This window comes from Halopiger aswanensis, assembly GCF_003610195.1.
GTDB classification, from domain to species: domain Archaea; phylum Halobacteriota; class Halobacteria; order Halobacteriales; family Natrialbaceae; genus Halopiger; species Halopiger aswanensis.
The window spans coordinates 38,507-57,858 of the sequence record NZ_RAPO01000005.1; the positions used below are offsets into that span (position 1 = coordinate 38,507).

Annotated in this window: 17 protein-coding genes; 11 read left to right on the top strand and 6 right to left on the bottom strand. The window is 61.0% G+C overall.

All coding sequences use genetic code 11. The features are described from left to right. Window positions 1–103: 103 nt before the first annotated feature. Window positions 104–1,930 carry a multicopper oxidase family protein gene (locus ATJ93_RS20610; RefSeq protein WP_120246563.1) on the bottom strand — a complete coding sequence of 609 codons (1,827 nt, stop codon included), beginning with the start codon at window positions 1,928–1,930 and terminating at the stop codon, window positions 104–106. Window positions 1,931–2,539: 609 nt separating this feature from the next. Between ATJ93_RS20610 and ATJ93_RS20620 the strand changes: the two genes are divergently transcribed. The 5 genes from ATJ93_RS20620 to ATJ93_RS20635 all read left to right on the top strand — a co-directional run bounded on the left by ATJ93_RS20620 (window position 2,540) and on the right by ATJ93_RS20635 (window position 10,695). Beyond that, entirely contained in the window at window positions 2,540–3,340 is an 801-nt protein-coding gene (locus ATJ93_RS20620) for an IclR family transcriptional regulator (protein WP_120246564.1), read from the top strand. A 638-nt stretch (window positions 3,341–3,978) separates the two neighbouring features. Next, window positions 3,979–4,113: a hypothetical protein gene (locus ATJ93_RS24395; RefSeq protein ID WP_281271590.1), complete on the top strand. Its 135-nt coding sequence runs from the start codon at window positions 3,979–3,981 to the stop codon at window positions 4,111–4,113. A gap of 183 nt (window positions 4,114–4,296) precedes the next feature. After that, on the top strand, window positions 4,297–5,274 hold the full coding sequence (locus tag ATJ93_RS20625) for a deoxyhypusine synthase (protein WP_120246565.1): 978 nt from the start codon (window positions 4,297–4,299) through the stop codon (window positions 5,272–5,274). Window positions 5,275–6,905: 1,631 nt separating this feature from the next. Continuing rightward, on the top strand, window positions 6,906–7,469 hold the full coding sequence (locus ATJ93_RS24485; protein WP_342768878.1) for a hypothetical protein: 564 nt from the start codon (window positions 6,906–6,908) through the stop codon (window positions 7,467–7,469). A gap of 154 nt (window positions 7,470–7,623) precedes the next feature. Next, entirely contained in the window at window positions 7,624–10,695 is a 3,072-nt protein-coding gene (locus ATJ93_RS20635; RefSeq protein ID WP_120246567.1) for a PAS domain S-box protein, read from the top strand. Window positions 10,696–10,752: 57 nt separating this feature from the next. Here the strand turns inward: ATJ93_RS20635 and ATJ93_RS20640 are convergent, their stop codons facing one another. The 3 genes from ATJ93_RS20640 to trxA form a co-directional block, all read right to left on the bottom strand. Further along, window positions 10,753–11,907 (bottom strand): cobalamin-independent methionine synthase II family protein, encoded by a 1,155-nt coding sequence (locus ATJ93_RS20640; RefSeq protein ID WP_120246568.1) that lies wholly within the window; start codon window positions 11,905–11,907, stop codon window positions 10,753–10,755. 147 nt (window positions 11,908–12,054) lie between these two features. Beyond that, window positions 12,055–12,594: a DUF1684 domain-containing protein gene (locus ATJ93_RS20645; RefSeq protein ID WP_120246569.1), complete on the bottom strand. Its 540-nt coding sequence runs from the start codon at window positions 12,592–12,594 to the stop codon at window positions 12,055–12,057. Between the two features lie 111 nt (window positions 12,595–12,705). Further along, complete coding sequence (trxA, locus tag ATJ93_RS20650; RefSeq protein WP_120246570.1) at window positions 12,706–13,146, bottom strand: thioredoxin; 441 nt, start codon at window positions 13,144–13,146, stop codon at window positions 12,706–12,708. Window positions 13,147–13,502: 356 nt separating this feature from the next. On the opposite strand from trxA, the gene ATJ93_RS20655 reads away from it, so the two are divergent. Genes ATJ93_RS20655 through ATJ93_RS20670 form a run of 4 tightly spaced genes read left to right on the top strand, consistent with a single transcriptional unit; the run spans window position 13,503 to window position 15,871 of the window. Then, complete coding sequence (locus ATJ93_RS20655; RefSeq protein WP_120246571.1) at window positions 13,503–13,853, top strand: SHOCT domain-containing protein; 351 nt, start codon at window positions 13,503–13,505, stop codon at window positions 13,851–13,853. 4 nt (window positions 13,854–13,857) lie between these two features. Beyond that, window positions 13,858–14,097, top strand: a complete 240-nt coding sequence (locus tag ATJ93_RS20660) for a sulfurtransferase TusA family protein (RefSeq protein WP_120246572.1) — start codon at window positions 13,858–13,860, stop codon at window positions 14,095–14,097. 1 nt (window position 14,098) lies between these two features. After that, the gene (locus tag ATJ93_RS20665) at window positions 14,099–15,241 is read left to right on the top strand and encodes an NAD(P)/FAD-dependent oxidoreductase (protein WP_120246573.1); all 1,143 of its coding nucleotides are present in this window, start codon (window positions 14,099–14,101) and stop codon (window positions 15,239–15,241) included. Next, a complete protein-coding gene (locus ATJ93_RS20670) occupies window positions 15,242–15,871 on the top strand; it encodes a DUF1641 domain-containing protein (RefSeq protein WP_120246574.1) in 630 nt (209 codons plus the stop codon). A 76-nt stretch (window positions 15,872–15,947) separates the two neighbouring features. On the opposite strand, the gene ATJ93_RS20675 is transcribed toward ATJ93_RS20670, so the two are convergent. Together ATJ93_RS20675 and ATJ93_RS20680 are read right to left on the bottom strand one after the other, a co-directional pair. Next, entirely contained in the window at window positions 15,948–16,721 is a 774-nt protein-coding gene (locus ATJ93_RS20675; protein ID WP_120246575.1) for a sulfite exporter TauE/SafE family protein, read from the bottom strand. A gap of 212 nt (window positions 16,722–16,933) precedes the next feature. Next, window positions 16,934–17,779, bottom strand: coding sequence for a universal stress protein (locus ATJ93_RS20680; protein WP_120246576.1), 846 nt, complete (start codon window positions 17,777–17,779; stop codon window positions 16,934–16,936). Window positions 17,780–18,139: 360 nt separating this feature from the next. Between ATJ93_RS20680 and ATJ93_RS23830 the strand changes: the two genes are divergently transcribed. Together ATJ93_RS23830 and ATJ93_RS20685 are read left to right on the top strand one after the other, a co-directional pair. Next, window positions 18,140–18,286, top strand: a complete 147-nt coding sequence (locus tag ATJ93_RS23830; RefSeq protein WP_170155623.1) for a DUF7512 family protein — start codon at window positions 18,140–18,142, stop codon at window positions 18,284–18,286. Beyond that, entirely contained in the window at window positions 18,287–19,324 is a 1,038-nt protein-coding gene (locus ATJ93_RS20685) for a sulfite exporter TauE/SafE family protein (protein ID WP_120246577.1), read from the top strand. The last annotated feature ends 28 nt before the right edge of the window (window positions 19,325–19,352 follow it).

Sequence of the window (19,352 nt, forward strand, 5' to 3'; positions counted from 1 at the left end):
TCTTCGCGGTCTCGAGTCTCTGTTGGCTGGTTCGATTCTGGAGGTGCTGGTGAGAGACGTTCATATCGCCTCCTTCGTCTATTCGGGGCCGACGTCTTGCGTTCTATTCAGTACGAGTGTCAGCATCGTCTGCACGGGGTCGAACTTTGAGCGGGCGCATCATATCGTGATCTTCGTGCTCGATCATATGGCAATGCCACATATAACTGCCCGTCTGATCGTTGAATACCCCGTCGTACTCTCCAAAGTGGACAACAACGTGGACGACTTCGGCGGGGTTCACAGTGACCACGTCGTTCCACCCGTGTTCATACGGTGCAGGTTCCTCGAGTGCGTCCAGATTGATCTTGTCTTCGGCCGGATCGTAGTCCCCGATCGGCTGTCGTCCCAGCACCTGGAAATGCACGAGGTGGAGATGCATCGGATGGGACATCGCGCTTCGGTTGGCGAAACTCCAGATCTCGGTATCACCGAGCGCGGGCTCCTCGGTCACCGGGTCGTCAAGTTCGAGGCCATCCGGCTTCTGAGCGGTTCCGAGCAAGTGAAGCTGTCGCCCGTAGTCGTCATTTGCGCCGCCATTGAGCGTGAGATACCGCTCATTGTCGACTGACTCCACGGGTATTTCAGGGACCTGCGTCAAATTGTCTGGCAGTTGATCGGCGTCTCGTGTGTCTCCCGCGTCGCCCACGTCTACAAGCATGATCTCGGGAAGCGGGACGATGTCGTCATCGGACGAACTCATCTTACCGCGGTACTGAGCGGGCGCGTCGTTGTGGAGCAGTAGCGTCTCTCCAGCATACTTGGTGAAGTCGACGACGACATCGGCACGCTGACTCGCGCCGAGCTCGAGGCGGTCGTCGAGCTTGATCGGACTAGAGAGGAGGCCCCCGTCGTTCCCTATCTGGACAAACGGTGGTCCGTCGCCGCCGATCTCATCGGACGACTCATCGTACTGGAGTAGTTTGAGGCTATAAAACCGGCTGTTTGAGCCGTTGAGGAGCCGAAATCGATACGATTTAGGTTTGACGGAGAGTCGAGGCCAGACCTTCCCGTTGACAACCGACGTATCGCCGTAGAACTGCGGAACGATACTCGGGTCGGGGTGCGAATCGTCTCCGCCGCCTTGCTCGTCCGAGACGGCCGTCGGATAGAACAACGATCCGTCCTCCTCGAAACTCCGATCCTGTAGCACAAGCGGAATCTCGTACTCGTCCTCGGGAAGACCGAGACTCCGTTCGTGTTCGCTCCGCAAGAGATAGAATCCCGCCAGCCCGGCATAGACGTTTAATCGCGTAATACCGAGCGAGTGGTCGTGATACCACAGCGTCGCCGGCGGCTGGTCGTTTACGTAGTAGTAGTCTTTCTTCTCGAACTCAGGGCCCGTCCTCTGAAAGTCTCGAGTGAACCACGCCTGCGCGTGACCGTCGCTCTCGGACTCGACGTTTCCACCGTGGAGATGCGTTACGGTCCGTACACCCGGCGTATCGTACGGAATGATGTCGCTGTGAATCGTCGTGTCTTCGGGCAGGAGATGCTCGTCCGGGAGGTCGTTCGTCCAGCGGACATAGATCGGTTCGCCCTGTTCGGCTTCGATCGTTGGGCCTGGGAACTGCCCGTCGTAGCCCCAGACGGTCGTCGCTGGGAGGTCGCGATGTAGCTTCTGCTCGACCTCGCGCATCGCTATCTCGTACCGGGGGTGCCCGTCCTTCGTTCCGGACGGTTTCGCGACACCCGGTCGGGGGACCTCATCGACCCACTTCTCGAGGTCTGGCGACGAGTGGTCAGTTATCGTCGTCGCGTTCTTGGCTTGGGGTGGATTTGTATTCTCAGTCGAACAGCCTGCGAGAGCTGAGATACCCGTGCCACCGGCTGCGATGCAGAGCTCACGGCGCGATATCGCTGGTCGAGGTCCTCCAGCGCGATCATTCATAGGACATGTAACCGTATGGGGCCCCAGTATATGCGGGGTCAGCCGATTCCTACTGAGTTGGAATCCAAAGGGAGTACATCACCGGAAGCAGCCTATTGCAACCGTCCTCGTTCCCGAAACGGGGACAGGATGTGCATCGAACCGGAGTCGATGTGGCCACAGCAACATCATTATGGTTCATCCGGACTAAGTTATCTATACGCACCCCGGTAGCCGCTAGAGACACCTTGATCACCATGACCAAAGTCCCTTCCCAGTTACAGACGTTCGACATCGCGGAAACCGACAACGTAGTGCGAGCGTATCTACAAACTGAGTGTCTGGATCACCCGACGAGAGGACCCTACATAAAATCACGAGTGCTGTACGAGGGTGTCGAAGACGAGATCGACAACCGGTTCTCTCTAGAGTTGTTCGGGTTATTCTGCGAGAGTCGGCCATACTTGGAGAAGTGGTCGAGAGGATATAACGGATCGTATCGCTATCGAATCCTACGAGAGCACCTCCGCTAACCGTACACTGCATACGAATTGCTGATAGAAGCGATAGTAGTACTTAATAATCCGATTAGAGCGAATCTTTATGTCTATTTAACCGGTACGAAGAGGCATGGCCAAACAGACGGCGAAAACCACGAAACGATCACTGGAGGTTATCAATACAATCCAGAAATTAGGCGGTGCGACACTCGAGGAACTGACCGACGAATTGGCGATCTCGAGAAGTGCGGTTCACCTCCATCTCCGAACCCTCCTCGAAGAAGGATATCTCACGAAGGAGGGCGCGGTATATCACATCGGGTTACGATTCCTCAACCACGGCGAGTATGCACGCTCACGCAAGACGGCGTACACACTGGCGAAGCAGACGGTAACAGAACTTTCCGACCGAATCGACGAGGAGGTCGAATTCGTCGTCGAAAACGATAATCGCGGCATTCTCGTCCACGAATCGTTTCATCCAGATAGTCAGTTCCCGTCCAAAGAACGACACATCTCCGATGCCCCAACCTCCGCCGGGATCTACTACTATCTCCACAGCGTCGCCACCGGCAAGGCAATTCTCGCTGAGTTCCCCGACGAGCGCGTCGAGGCGGTACTGGACGACTGGGGACTCCCTCGACAGACGGAACACACCATCACGGATCGGAACGAACTCATCCGGGAACTTGAGCAGATTCGCGATCGAGGCGTCGCGTTCGCCGACGAAGAGTACGTCGACGGTCTCAGAGAAGTCGGGCGACGTGTGACTGGTCCTGACGGGAGTGTTCTCGGTGCAATCGCCATCATCGGTCCGAAGTATCGTTTCACGGATGAACGGTACACCACCGAGTTGCCGGAGATCCTGACAGAACACGTCGACGACCTCGAGGCCGAGATCGAGGAGTCGTACTTGGACGATTACCGCTAAGCGATTTCCTCCCTCGAGAACCGATAGGCGACCACTCGGCGCCGGAACAAGCGAACCGTACCACGATGCGGAAGGGAAGCGGATATTGCTCGATCGTACGAACGGTGAGTTCGGAATATCTGGACTATTATATATAACGTATGCCTCGAGGGCTCCATCGCGGAGGACTAGTCGCTCACTTTCCATCGTGTACCGTGGCGGCGAAAGCCGGAAACTATCCGCATCGAGGAGCCAAATTACAACCATACTAATGTAATACAGGACGGCAGAACTTGGACGAGACGCGGACCGACAGAGATCCTATTATAGCGGATTTTTAAGTTAATCCTTTAGAACTCCTGTCCCATCTGGATTTGATCCTCGGACGGCCGATATCATGAGTAGCGCTTGTTACGACTATTCGAGTTCCAGCGAGATGGGTGCGTGACCAGGTCGAATACGAGCGAACGATCATCGGTATCGAATCGGATTCCGATAACCGGCCGAGCGGATATCACGGAACGAGGACGTTTGACGATAGGATATCGACACCGATACTGCTCGAGAATCGTGAGAAGAGAAGGTGGAGTGAGTCCCGTCAGTGTGAGCGGTAGCACCGGACCAAACGATTTATCTTACCTAGATGGGAACCGTCTCGTATGGATCTCGACGGCATCCTTAGTGGTGACCAGCTCACCGGTCGACAGGCTGCAACTATCTTCTTCCTGTGGCTCACACTGGTGTTTGGGGCGGGCATTGTTCTTCTCATAATAACGAGCAACACTATCGGATAGGAAGTGGACTGATATTCCAGCTGACGAGACGGTGACCCAACACCGGATACATGGGCGTAAACGCCATTGCGAGAGCGTCATAATCGATGGATCAATTCGGTCGATAGTAACGGCCACGGATGACACCGGAATTCGCTGTCCAATCTCGAGCCATTCATATCAGTCGTGGCGCTACGGAACGGTATGGAGGAAAACGACTCTCGCGAGCACGTAGTTCCAGGAAGCGACGATGAACTATCGACAGCAGATGTCCGTGGATACGATTTCCGCGGGGAGTTCGACTTTCACGAGTTGATCGCGTCCTACGAGACGACAGGATTTCAGGCGACACAACTTGCCGAGGCCGTCGATATCGCCGAACGAATGCAGGAGGCGGAGGCGACGATCTACCTCACGTTTACCTCGAACATCATCTCTTCGGGACTGCGTGAAGTAGTCGCGTATCTTGTCCGCGAAGGGTACGTCGACGTGATCATCACCACGTCTGGGTCGCTCACCGAGGACGTCATCAAAACGGCAAAGCCGTTCAAGATGGGCGAGTGGGATGCTGACGAGGCGACGCTTCGCGACCGCGGCATCAACCGTCTCGGGAACATATTCGTGCCGTCCGACCGGTACGTGTGGCTCGAGGAGTACCTCTACGACTTCTTCGACGACTTCTTCGCGGACGAAAAGGTGCGCACGCCGACGGCGTTCGCACGAGAGCTCGGGGAGACGCTCGACGACGAGGATTCGGTCCTGAAACAGGCCGCGGACAACGATGTCCCCGTCTACTGTCCAGCGCTGACGGACGCCGAAGTCGGGAACTTCCTCTATTATTACAGACAAGGATACGATTCGGAGGTCGGGATCGAAATCCTGGACGACTACGATTCGCTCATCGAAGACGGCCTGCTCGCGGAGACGACGGGGTTGATCGCCGTCGGTGGCGGCGTTCCGAAACATCACGCGATCATGACGAATCTGTTCCGGGGCGGTGCGGACTACGTCGTCTACATTTCTACGGGGATGGAAGGAGACGGGTCGCTTTCGGGAGCGCCGCCGAACGAGGCAGTGTCGTGGGGGAAGATCAAAGACGAGCGAACGAACTACACGCAAGTCGAAGCCGAAGCAACCCTCGTGTTCCCGCTGTTAGTCGCGAGTGCGTTCACGGAGCAATAGCCTCGTAGTCGTGCCAGTTCAAATGTCCGTACTCGAGGCGGTGTGACCGTACTACGGCGGAATTTCGAGCCGATCTGGATTGGGAGTCCACCGCGATCGATCGACGGGTATTGTTCAGCGTGGCTGAGATCGGCAGTATACGTAGTTCCGAACCGTACTTCGACCGTTACGGGTTCGGAATCCGGTAAGTATCCAAACTGAAAGGACTTCCGTCTTATTATTCAAAATAGATGTTAGATAGGACTTCGATCTCCGTGGAGACCGTATCGAATTACCGGCCACGCTCGTGGAGTACGGCGTTGCAGTGGCGAGAAACACGACGTATTCGACATCGAGTTTCTTTTTGATATCGCACAGAATCATAGATATTGGCAGATTTCTGCGTCTGTTTGATCCGAACGTGCAGGATTTGGTCGACTCGGACCGAGAACAGCGAACAGCCAGTAGCGTTGCTCGCTGACTAGATCTCGATTTAGCGTGTCCGACGTGATCCGGCCGGGTTCCAGCCGCCGGAGACAGGTCGACTTTCTGCAATCCGTTGCGAACGGTCGATGCGTCCGTTTAATTCGGAACCACCAGATATACAAACAGTTTTTGAAAGTTATGAGTGGGTAGATGGCGGCGGCTATCCGATCGCAACAACCTGCGCGGTGTCGCTTCCCGCTCTATAAATCTCATTGAAGGACGCTACGAGCGTCGGTGACGGAGGTGAATTCCAAACGAACACGGAGAACGTCGGTCTGTGCGTTTCGATACGATCTCCGAGTTCGTACTCGAGAGCTTTCGGATTTGCGGTGTGTCATGTGTTGTGCCGAGCGACCGGCACGATCCCCTAGCCGGCAGGTGCTCCGGTCGATGGTGCCGTCGGCACGATCTTCGATCATTCCCTCTTCAAGCAGCCGGTTTCGGGGTAGTACGTCTCCCCTAACGTAGTACTTCGAAATGGTACGTGCAGGCTACCCTCGAGTAGCCGGCGTATATTATCCAGGGATCGTTCTGAATGACAAATAGATGATCAGTACGATATCGAGACGGTCATCAGTTCGTGGTAATCGGAACCTCGCACCGATACGTAACTCGTTGCCCTCCGCGCCTGACACTGACCGTCGCCTCGGCGAGCGCCTGTTCGCTACGGAGTCACTCACGTCTCCTCGTAGTGGGAGTGAGAGAGCGGCTACTCTTTGACAATCATGACCGGTATTCGCCCTCAATCCACACGTAGTGTCCTCGCGATCGCGTTCCTCGTCGCCTTCGGAACCGCCCTCGTGGTGGGTCCCGTCACGGGTGCTGTCGGTGGAGATACCGGTGACGCCTCGAGTGCAGGGACATCACTGGACACCAACACAGTAGTCGCCCCGCCCGAAACCAACGTCTCCGAACCGGCGTACGAACAACCGGCACCGGAACCGGGTGACCCGTACTACGAAGCGGCCGACTCGGAGGGGAATTGGATCAGTTACTCGAACCCGCGCGACGGCTATCGGAGCCCGTACCTCGGCGACGGATCAGGTAAAATTTGTGTTACGGTACTCAACGAGGCGGGTGATCCAGTCGTCGGAGAGAGTATTCCAAATACGACAGTAACGATTCCGACTGGGGATCGGCTCTCGTGGCACAGCAATGCCGATCCGATGACTGTGGAGTATCCGCTGACCGATAACTACGAGTGGCCGCTCGATGCCGACCAGTTCGGAACGAGTCCGGATCTCCCGCAGGGAGACGGATACATGGACTCCCACTGTATCGAATTCCACGGCCATCCGGAGGGGGCTACCGTCGACTACGGCGAGGTACAGATCGAGGGTGACCACGCGGACGACGTCGAACTCGTCGGCTACGTCGAACAGCCGAACGACGACTGGAACACTGACGTCGATCCGATAGCCACCGCGGAATCGTACGAAGCGGTCGGCGGTAACTGGACCTACCAGAGTGAGAAGCACGAACGATTGCACGGCCAAGTCGTCGTCGTGCTCCAGCTCGATGCAGCGGAGGGGTACGATGGCGGCAACGACAACGACGATACCGAACCGGACACGGAACGAGATGACGAGGACGACAGCGGCGCGAACGAATCGTCCGCCTCAGCAGCCAATGAAAGCGAGCGGAACGACAGCGATGGGACGTCCGGGTTCGGACCGGTCGCCGCGCTCGTTGCCTTATCGGTGCTCGCTTTCGCTGCTAGAGGGCGCTAAGCCCCCTTCCTCAGGGAGCGAACGGAACAACGTGGAGTGAGCGGGGTTCCAACTCGCGTTCGGGTCGGCTACGTGTCGATGCTCGTCGTTCGGTGACGGTCCCGTCCCGTTCGAGGAGGTGGCCTTATACTGCTTCGCTCTCCTAGCACGGGCAATGACTCCCTCTCCTCGTTCGGATAAAAACTCGACGGCAGACGCCGCCATCCGACAGCAGGAACTCGTCGCGGACCTCGGTCGCCGGGCGTTCGAGACGGACGATCCGAACGAATTTATCGACAGCACCGCCGCGGCGGTCGGCGACCTACTCGAGGCCGAGTTCGCGACCGTTCTCGAATCGGCTCCGGGCGACGATCGGTTCCTGATCCGCGGCGGAGACGGGATCGACGACGATCGCATCGGAACGAAGACGACTGCATCCGGTCGCAATACCGCACACAGAACGGCGCTGATGGCGAACGACCCCGTCGCCGTCGACCTCGAAACCAGCGATCGGTTCGACCGGCCGGCGTTTCTCCCCGACCAGACGATCAGCAGCGTCATCTGCGCCAGTATCGGCTCGACGGAGGGGCCGTGGGGCGTCCTCGCTATCTACACGACGACGGACGCGGTCGACGACTCGGACGCGGCGTTCGTCCAGAGCGTCGCGAACGTCCTCGGTTCGGTCGTCGATCGGGAGCGAGCGAACCGGCGCAGAGACGCGGAGGCGTCCCTCAAGGACAAGATCGTCGAAACGAGTCCGATCGGCATCACGATCGTCGATACCGACGGCGAGATCCGCTTCGCAAACGATCGCGCCGAAGAAATCTTCGGTCGTAGTAAAGAGAGGATCGACGAGTTGCGGTTCGACGATCCCGAGTGGGACGAGATCGGTCCCGACGGCCATTCCCTTTCGTCGGCGGAGTTGCCGTTCTCCCGGATCCTCGAGTCGGGCGAGCCGCTCTTCGATCAGGTCCGCGGCATCTTGCGTCCGGACGGTCAGCGGGTGTGGCTCTCGATCAGCGGCGCGCCGCTCTCCGACGGTGACAACGACGAAATCGACGGCGTCGTCTTCGCGATCGAGGACATCTCCGATCGGTTCGAGCGCAGTCGAGAGCTCGAGCGGTACGAAACGGTCGTCGAAACGGCCCACGAGGGCATTTACGTCCTCGACGAGGAGCGTCGGTTCGAACTGGTCAACGATTCGTTCGCCGACCTGACCCCGTTCTCGCGGGCGGAACTGCAGGGGCGACACGCCTCGACGGTGTTCGGCGAGGAGTTCGCCTCCATCGAGGCCGAACAGTGGAGCGACGGAAGCGAGGGGGAACCACCGACGTTCGAGGAAACGATCAACGCCGGTCCGGACGAGACCCGGACGGTCGAGAACCGATTCGTTATTCTGGACGAGGACGGAGACGAAACGCGGATCGGTGTGGTCCGGGACGTAACCGAGCGCAACCGGATGGAGGCGGCGCTTCGGGAGAAGGAACGCCGATTCAGAACGCTCAGCGAACACCTCGAGGAGGTCATCTGGTTGACCGACGCGGACCCCGCGGAGTACGTCTATGCGAACCCAGCCTACGAGGACGTCTTCGGACACGACCGCGAAAACCTGTACGACGACGGGCTCTCGTGGCTCGAACTCGTCCACTCGGCGGATCGGGACCGGGTTCGTGAGGCCTACACCGCACTGCCGGACGCGCGGTTCGACGAGGAGTTTCGGATCGTCAGGCCGGACGACGAGCAGCGGTGGATTCACGCCCGGGCGGTCCCGGTCACCGACGACGACGGGACGGTCCAACACATCGTCGGAATCGACGCCGATGTCACGGCGCGGAAAGAACGCGAGCGGAAACTGGAGAAGTATCGAACGATCATCGAGGCGATCGACGACGGCGTTTACACGGTCGACGACGAGGGCCGATTCACCGTCGTCAATCGGGCGTTCGCCGAACTGACCGGCTACGACCGCGAGGAACTGCTCGGCGCACGCGAGTCGCTCGTCGTCGACGACGAGGTACTCGAACGCGCTCGAGACGTCGCCGACGAGTCGAGCGCGACGAAACTGGAGGCAACGATCCAGACGGCCGACGGCGAGGCGGTCCCCACCGAGACGGCGGTGACGACCCACGTCGCCGAATCCGGGACGTACCGCCGGATCGGCGTCGTCAGGGACGTCACCGAGCGGCTCGCGTATCAACGCAGGCTCGAGGAGAGCGAACGGCGCTACCGGACGCTGGTCGAGAGCTTCCCGAACGGCGTGATCACGATGTTCGACGAGGAACTCCGGTATACCTTCGCGGACGGGCAAATCCTCGACGAGATTGATCTTCCCCCCGACGAACTCGAAGGACAGACGATCCACGACGTCTACTCCGACGAACTCGTCACCGAACTCGAACCGGCGTTCCGGGCCGTCTTCGACGGTGAATCGACCGAAACGGACGTCTCGTTTCGCGATCGCACCTGGAGCGTCCACATCGTTCCCGTCAGGGACGACGACGGCGACGTGTTCGCGGGGATGCTCGTCGCGGTCGACGTCACCGACCGCGACGAGTACAAACGGAAACTCGAGGAGTCGAACGAGCGCTTAGAGCAGTTCGCCTACGTGGCGAGCCACGATCTGCAGGAACCGCTGCGCATGGTCTCGAGTTACTTGCAGCTGCTCGAGAGTCGCTACGGCGACGAGCTGGACCAGGACGGTGAGGAGTTCCTCGAGTTCGCGGTCGACGGCGCCGAACGGATGACGGAGATGATCGACGGGCTGCTCGAGTACTCCCGGGTCGATACGCGAGGGGAGTCGTTTGAGCTGGTCGACCTCGACGAACTGCTCGACGAGGTCCTCGACGACCTGCAGCTCCGGATCGAGGTGACCGGCGCGGAGATTACGGCGGAATCGTTGCCGACCGTTCGCGGCGACGCCAGCCAGTTGCGACGGGTGCTTCAGAATCTCGTCACCAACGCGATCACGTATAGCGGCGACGAGCGGCCCCGAATCGATATCGGGACCGAACGGCGTGGACGGCAGTGCGTTCTCTCGGTTCGAGACGAGGGGATCGGAATCGACCCCGACGATCAGGACCGGATCTTCGAGATCTTCCAGCGCTTGCACACGCACGAGGAACACGAGGGAACCGGGATGGGACTGACCCTCGCTCGACGGATCGTCGAACGGCACGGCGGCCGCATCTGGGTCGAGTCGGAACCCGGTGAGGGATCGACGTTCTCGCTCACGCTTCCGCTCGAGTGAGACGCGAGCAGACCGCTCACCGGACGGGCTTCCACCCGGCGGCCCAAGAGGCGGCCGTCAGTAGACGCGCTCGGTCGCGATCTCGGCGCCCTCGACGAGCGCCTCGAGTTTGGCCCACGCGATTTCGGGGTGGACCATGCCGAGACCCGCCTGCGTACCGAAGCCGCAGTCGGGCGCGGCGACGATCGGCGTCGACTCGTCGACCGCGTCCGCGACGCGCTCAAGGCGGTCGGCGATCGTCTCCGGGTGGTCGATAATGTTCGTCTTGACGTCGACGACGCCGGGCATCAGCGTCCAGCCGTCGGGAAGCGGCTGTTCGGCGAACGCGCGGTACTCGTGCTGGTGGCGGGGGTTGGCCTGTTCGACGCTCAGTCCGGTGATGTCGGCCTCGTAGATCTCCGGCAGGAGGTCGGCCAGGTCCGCGTCGAGGTGGTGGGGGCCCTCGTAGCTCCCCCAGCAGGTGTGCAGGCGGACTTGCTCTGCCGGAACGTTCTCGAGGGCCTCGTTAAGCGCCTCGACGTGGAGGCGCGTCGCGTCCTTGACGTCCTCGAGCGGTTCGTCCGCGTAGGCCGCCGTCTGGCCGATGGTGAGCAGTTCGGGCGCGTCGATCTGGAGGGTCATCCCGGTCTCGGCGATCAGTTCGTACTCCGCCTGCATCGCGTCCGCGACGGCGAAGAGGAACTCCTCGTAGGAGTCGTAGTACTCGTTGACGTGCGTGGTCGCGACGATACTCGGCGACGCCGAGGTCACGAACGTCCCCTCGAAGTCGGCGTCGACGGCCGCGAGCGCGTCACTGAATTCCTCGAGTTCGTCTCCGGCCTCCTCGTGGCCGGTGTACTCGACGGGGCCGTCGACGACGGGCTGCATCGAGAGATCGATGACGTCCGTCTTGAACGTCTCCTCGGCGTACTCGGGGAACTCCTGGAGGTCCGCCCAGAGATCCTGCTCGCGCTTCCCGTCGATACCGCTCAACCGGTCTGCGACGTACCAATTGAACGAGACCCGCGACTGTTCGCCGTTGTTGACGACGTCGAGTCCGACCTCAGCCTGTCGCTCGACGACGTCCCGTGTGGCCTCCGCGACGGTTTCGTTCCACTCGCCCTCGTCGACCGGTTCGTCGTTCTGCCGCGCCTCGAGGAGCTCGAGAAGCGCCGGCGGGCGCGGGAGGCTCCCGATGTGCGTCGTGCGGATTCGGTCGTCGGTGGTTGTCATTGGGTACTCTTGTGAGTAATAGTTCCAGCAGACAATATAACTGGTGGTATTCTCACGATCGACGACGGTCACGACGGATCGATAGCGTCTCCGTCGTTCGAAAACGGCGAAATTCCGTCGGGGTACCGAATCAGTCCGGAACCGTCGTCAGTGATACGCCTTTTCGCCGGCCTCGATCGGGACCTCGAGCCAGTTTTCCGTCGGCGGGAGCGGGCACTCGTACCGGTCCGAGTAGGCGCACGTCGGATTGTACGCCTCGTTGAAGTCGAGGATCCAGTTTCCGTCGTCCGTCCGGTGGGCGTCGTCCTCGAGGTCGAGGTACCGACCGGCGCCGTAGGTCTCGTCGCCGCTGGTCGCGTCCCGGAACGGGACCCAGAGCCGTTCGTCGTCGGGGTCCGCCTTGTAGGCCTGCAGCGCGACGTCCTCACCGTCGACGGTGAAGCGGAACTTTCCCCACCGAAGGTACTCTCGCTCGCCGTCGGTACTCGTTCCGACGGTGACCCGTTCGGGATCGTCGCACTCGTGCAGCGGTAGTTCGAACCGGTACTCCTCGCCGATCTGGTAGTACTCGAGGCCGTCGAACGACTCGCGCTCGTCCGGCGGAATCGGCGAGTGCGGATCGCCGCCGAAGTACCGGTCTTTCTCCTCGCGTTGCGTTTCGATCGCGTGCCGCCAATCGGTGGTCATGGCTGAATGTCAGTGTGTCGCGGTCGCGTCGCCGGTCCTCATATCGGAGTCGGACCGGATACGCTGTTCAGACGGTCAGTATCGACTGCCGTGGTCTCGGTAGGTACGTCCTTACGCGTGTTGCTCGATCAGGCCCTGTAGCGTCCCGCGGTCCTGAGCACCGACCATGCGTTCGACCGGCTGGCCGTCGGCGTAGAGTACCAACGTAGGGACCCCACGGGCGCCCAGTTGCTGGGCGATTCGCTGGTGTCGGTCGACGTCGACCTTCGCGACCGCAGCGTCGGTCTCCGCGGCGAGCGCTTCGATCGTCGGCTCCATCATCTGACAGGGGCCACACCAGTCGGCGTAGCAGTCCACGAGGACCACGTCGTGTTCCGCGACGACCTCGTCAAGGTGATCCTGACCTGTGATCGCGATCGGGTCGTCCGGCGCGTCGCCCGTCTCGTCCGCGTCGGCCGCGTCGAGGCTCCCACCGTTCTCGAGGCGTTCCTGCAACTCTCGCTTCTTCCGTTCGCGGATCCGTTGTCGTTCGTCGTCGATGGACTCGCTCATCGGTCGACGGTACGGTCTCCACGATTATAATGATTTTGTGTACCATGAGCAATATTGTGTCGGCGGAACGGTCGGAGGTCTCCCCGGCGTGGCGACGTGACTGACCGATCGCTGCTCGAACTGTCGTACCGATGGCCTCCGGACTGTCGGAGATACAATTCCTTCTAACACGGCTGTTAGTTGGGGAAAGGTGCCCTGTTCTATCGCTCGGTGAGGATCCATTACGAGTCGATTTGGAGTCCGATACACCTCCCGAGAGCGATCGTCGCCTATAACTCTATCGCCGATTCCTGAATCAGCTAGATTCCCGATAGTGCCATTACTATACAATACTATTCTTCGAGTGTGATCGAACGATGACGGACCCACACGAAACGATCGGACGGTATGCGAGCCGAACGACGGCCTTTGCCGCCGTCCTCCTCGTCGCCGCGACCGCGACGGCGTCCGCGCAGCCCCACGGCAGCGGTGCCGGCGGAGGGATGGGCAGTTGGGGAGTCTTCGGCGGCTGGATGTTCCTCTGGCCGATCGTCCTGCTCGGTCTGCTGGCCCTATTGATCGTCTGGGCCGGTAGTCGGCACAGAGGTGACCGAATCGACCGCACCGACCGACCCGACCGAGCGCTCGAGGAACTCCGCGAGCGCTACGCCCGCGGTGAGTTCTCGGACGAGGAGTTCGAACGACGACGACGCAACCTGCAATCGTAGACCAATGACTGATACAGACGATCCGGACGTGACGATCGACTCGAAGGACGCATCGTGTCCCGGCCCGCTGATGGACCTCATCGGGAAGGTGAAGACCCTCGACGCCGGTACCGTGGTCGAACTCCAGACCACCGAACGGAACTCGACGACCGACGTTCCGGAGTGGCTCGAGGAAGCCGGCCACGACCTAGTCGAGATCGAGGAGCGCGACGACTACTGGAGTATCTACCTGGAGGTCAACTGAGATGCATCGAATCGCCATCGTCGGCGGCGGGACGGGCGGAACGGTCCTCGCGAACCGACTCGCGAGCGAATTACAGACGGAGATCGCGGACGGCAACGTCGAGGTCCGGCTGATCACGGCCGACCCGAACCACGTCTACAAGCCGACGTTCCTGTACGTACCCTTCGGGAAGAAGACGGTCGACGACGCGAAACGACCGATCGAGGAACTGGTCGACCGCCGCGTCACTCTGACGATCGACGAGGTCACCGACGTCGATACGGACCAGAACCGGCTCTCGCTGGCCGACCGGACGACCTCGCTGCGCTACGACCAGCTCGTGCTTGCGACCGGTGCGAACCTCGAGCCCGAAGCCGTCCCCGGGCTCGCCGAGGGCGCCCACCACTTCTACGGCCCCGACGGCGCCGAGCGGCTCCGGGACGAACTGGCCGACTTCACCGAGGGTCACCTCGTCCTGAGCGTCGTCGGCGTCCCGCACATGTGCCCGGCGGCGCCCGTCGAGTTCCCGCTGATGGTCGACGACTGGCTCCGCGAACGGGGTCGTCGCGAGGACGTCGAGATCTCCTACACGTACCCAATTAACCGCGCCCACGGCCTCGAGTCGGTCGCCGACTGGGCGACCGACCTGTTCGAGGAGCGCGACATCACCCTCGAGACGTTCTTCAACGTCGACGAGGTCGATCCAGACGCGGAAGTCGTCGAAACCGTCGAAGGGACGGAACTCGAGTACGACCTGCTCGTGGCCATCCCGCCCCACCGGGGCAGCGACCTCGTGATCGACGCGGGGCTGGGCGAGGACGGCTGGGTCGACGTCGACAGACACACGCTCGAGGCGACGGCAGCCGAGGACGTCTACGCGATCGGTGACGTCGCGGACGTCCCGACGAGCAAGGCCGGCAGCGTCGCTCACTACGAGGCCGGCGTCGTCGCCGATCGGATCGCCAGCCGCGCCCGCGGGCAGACGCCGACGGCGATCTACGACGGAAAGACGGTCTGCTTCCTCGAGGCCGGCATGGACGAGGCCACGTTCATCGAGTTCACTTACGGCGAGGAGCCCTACGTCCGCGAACCGTCGAAACCGCTCCACTGGACGAAGCTTGGCTACAACGAGTCCTACTGGCTCACCGCACGGGGGTTGCTATAGATGTCCGAATCCGAACCAGCGTCGGGACCGGGCGAGGACGCGGCGACGCTCGAGGACCTCGTCGCCGACAATCCCGACGAGGTCGCTCGATTCCTCGAGCGGGTCGGCGTCGTCAACGATCTGCTCGATACGGCGGACCTGGCGACCGCCTCGATGGACGACCGGATGGTCGAGGGACTCGCCGGAACGGCGACGAATCTCGGTGCTGCGGCCGACGGGCTGGCGACCGAGGAGGTCGCGCAGCTCGGGGAGGCGACCGGCGAGAACGCCGACGAGTTGGCCAACGTGATCGAGACCCTCGCTCACCTGCAGCGGTCGGGGACGCTCGACGACCTATTGGCGATGACGGACCTGCTCGCGCTCGCATCGAACGCGATGGACGACGGGATGGTGACCGACCTCGCGGCGGCCGGGACGCGTCTCGGCGAAGTCGCCGACACCGCAGCGGACGACGACGTAGCCCGGACGCTCGAGTCGCTGCTCGAGGCCGTTGGCGAAGCCGGGTCCGAGCCAACCGAGCCGGTCGGTGCGCTCGGCGCCGCGAAAGCGCTGCGTGATCCGGACGTCAAGGCGGGAATGGGCTTTCTGCTCTCGCTCGCGAAAGCTCTAGGGCGAACGACCCGGCGATAGCTCGGCGGGAAGCGACGATGTGTCGGTTCCCATCGACGCCGCGACGGATTTCGAACCGGAAACGGATCGGGAGCGGTCAGACGATCAGATACAGTCCGACGGGGACCAATACCGCACTCAAAACCAGTTCCAGGTGGTCCGGATCGACACGATGGGCGAGCACCCATCCCCCGATAGCGCCGACGACGGTCGGTACCGTCGTAACCGTCGCAAAGAAGGGGGAAACGGCGTCCTGCAGAAAATAGCCACCGGCTGCAAACCCCGAAATAAAGATTGCCTGTACTTGTGCGACGCCAAGCGCCAGTAGCATCGGCACCCCGAGCGTCACCAGCGCTGGCACTGCGATTATCGGACCGCCGATACCTACGAGCCCGGAGGAGAGCCCGAGAAGCAATCCCACGGCACCGAACCCGAGCCGCCCACCCGTCGAGCGTGCATCGAGGGTAACTATCGACGGGAGCCCGCGAATTTGACCGTACAGGAGGGCACTTCCTATCACGACGGTGAGTAGACCGAGAAGAACGCTGAACAATCGACGGGAAATGAACGGGTTCAGATACGATCCGGTTACGGATCCGAGAATACTCGCGCCGCTGAGTATCGCCGCTAAAACCCGGCCGTCGGTACCGAGCAGTTCGCCCGACCGCGTGAACCCAACTGTGCCGACGATTCCGACGGCGATGAAGACGATGTGAGCGGTTCCCGCTACTTCCGTAGACGTCAGCGACGTAAACACGTAGAGTGAAATCGTGACGAATATCCCGCCCGCACCGGTCGTCGTGCACCCGATCCCAGCCACGAGAGAAATTACGATGAGCACAACCAGAAGTTCGGCTTGGATCGGAATCATACCCTTCACAATTCGATTTCGCTTTCTCTGCTGTGGAGTCTATCTCGGTACGGCCGTTCGAGAAGGACGAAGCGAGGACCGCTCGAGGATCATCCTTTGGAATTACACCGCGTAATCCGATGAATCTTGGGAGCGTGAATGACCGGCGATGCCTAGCGATGCCCGTCAATGTGTTTAACATCCGCCTCCATGCAACCGATGCACTCTGGATATTAGGCCGTCCGATCCGGTGGGACGAGCATGACGTTTCCGTCAGCCTGCGCGACAATATCTTCAGAGACGCTACCGAGCAATAGGCGGCGCAGCCTGCTGTGACCGCGCGAACCGACCAGAATCGTCGTCGGTTCGTACGCCGCTTCCGCGGCGAGGATCTCGTCCGCCGGATCGCCGCTGCGGACCTCGGTTCGCGTCTCGATACCCCAGTCCTCGAGTTGTGCGGTCAGGTCCGCGAGTCGTGCCTCGGGATCACTGTCGTCCGGAAGCGACGGATCCTTCGGCGTCTCGACGTGGACCAGCGTCGCCTCCTGCGTGGCGTGCCGGAGGTACGAGAATGTCTCGAAAGCCCGCTCGGTGTTCTCCGAGAAGTCCGTCGCGTACAGCATCCGCTGGAACAGGTACTCGCGAACGACGGCCGGATCGTCCGCCTCGCGCTCGATCCGGTTGACGAGCAGCGGCACGACCGTCGTCCGCGCGAGGTTACGCGCGGTCGAGCCGATGATACGGTTCTCGAGCGGGCTCTTCCCGCGCGAACCGACCACCGTCAGGCTCGCCCCGACCGCCTCCGCGACCCCATTGATTCGCCGGTGGGGCGTGCCGCGGACGACGTGGGCCTCGACATCGAAGCCGGCCTCCTCGATGACACGGCGGTAGCGTGACAACGCCTGCTCGCGCCGTTCCTCGAAGTCCATTCCGGGCATGCCCGCATGGACGTTCGACGGGATCACGGTCACGAGGTGAATCTCTTCGACGCCGATTCGTCCAAGACATTCGAGGCAGGTCTCGCTCTCGATCGTCGCCTCGCTGGCGGCGGAGAGGTCGGTCGCACAGATCGCTTTCATACCTCTCGTAGGTGTCGCTAGCATAATATTGTTTGGGTGAAGCAATACCATTGCGATGTGCTCGCCGTAGATAAACTGTCCGACCAATTCGGTGCTCGAACCGACAACCTATCACATAAGATAGTGTTTCAGTTGGGTCGCGCGCCACTCCTGTCGGCCGCGCCACAGCGGCGTCGAGTGGAAACCGATCGACCCCTCGTATCTCCATAACTTACTAAAATATTCTCGTTGGATAGCGGTGGGATAGATTGCAGTAATATTGTGCGCCAGTCCCAAAAGCGTTATACCCATCCTCCGGGTAATCGATACTGAGCAGAAACCCATGATCCGCACACAACCGAATGTCGGAGGTCGATACCGATGATCGACCTTGCAGCGTATTCGTCAGCAGTACAGGCCGCCGCGCTCGTCGGCGCCGTCCTCCTCGAGGCGATCGTCCTCTACGTGGGATACGGCGCGCTCGAGCGGGTCGCAACGCCAGTGGTCAAATGGATCAAGCACGCATAGATGGAACTCTTTGGAATCGCACTGACGATGCTCGCACTGTTCGTGAGCTTCGGCTTCATGGTCGGCATCCTGTTCGGATTCTTCGGCATGGGCGGATCGTTTCTCGTCACGCCCGCATTGCTCGTAATGGGGTACGACACCAGCGTCGCCGTCGGGAGTGGGATGGCCTTCGTCTTTGGGACGGCTATGATCGCGACGCTCAAACACCGCGATCTCGGACAGGTCGACTACAAACTCGGCGGATTGATGATCGTCGGGACGACGAGCGGCATCGAGGTGGGTAGTCGAGTAGTGTACTACCTCGAGGAACTGGGACTCGCCAGCGGTGCTATCGGTGCCACGTATGTCGTCCTGTTGGGTGCGGTTGGTCTGTTCGTCACCCGAAACGCGCTCGCAAACGACGGCGAAGACGATTCGAGTGGCGGCCACCACGAGTCCGACGAGGAGTTCGACCCGGACGCGATTCCACCCCTCGCGAAGCGGATTCAGTCCTACCGCATCCCACCGATGATGACGGTCGCCGGCGGGATCCAGGTCTCGCTCTGGTTGATACTGGCCGTCGCGTTCGCCACGGGCCTGCTGTCGGGCTTCCTGGGTGTCGGTGGTGGGTTCATCAAGATGCCCGCAATGGTCTACCTCATCGGCGTCCCGGTTCCCGTCGCGGTCGGGACTGACCTCTTCGAGATCGTCTTCTCTGGCGGATTTGGCGCGTTCACCTACGGGCTCAAGGGTGGCGTCGACCTCTCAATCGTCGCGCCGCTACTTGCAGGGAGCGCGCTCGGCGCCCGAATCGGCTCGGCCGCGACCGGCATCGTCGACGAAGACGACATCAAGATCTACTTCGGACTGATGCTCCTCGGCGGCTCGGTTGCGGTCGCCTTTCGGCAGGCCGCCGACCCCCTTGGAATCCCCATGCTTGAGACGGTCGCCTTCGCGCTGATCATGCTCTCTGCGTTGCTGGTCAGTGGCGCCGTGATCTACAGCACGATCACGACGATGCGAAAGCAGTCAAACGCGGCCGCAGCGTCCGCAGACTGAGACGAACTCCTATCGTCATTCCTTGAGC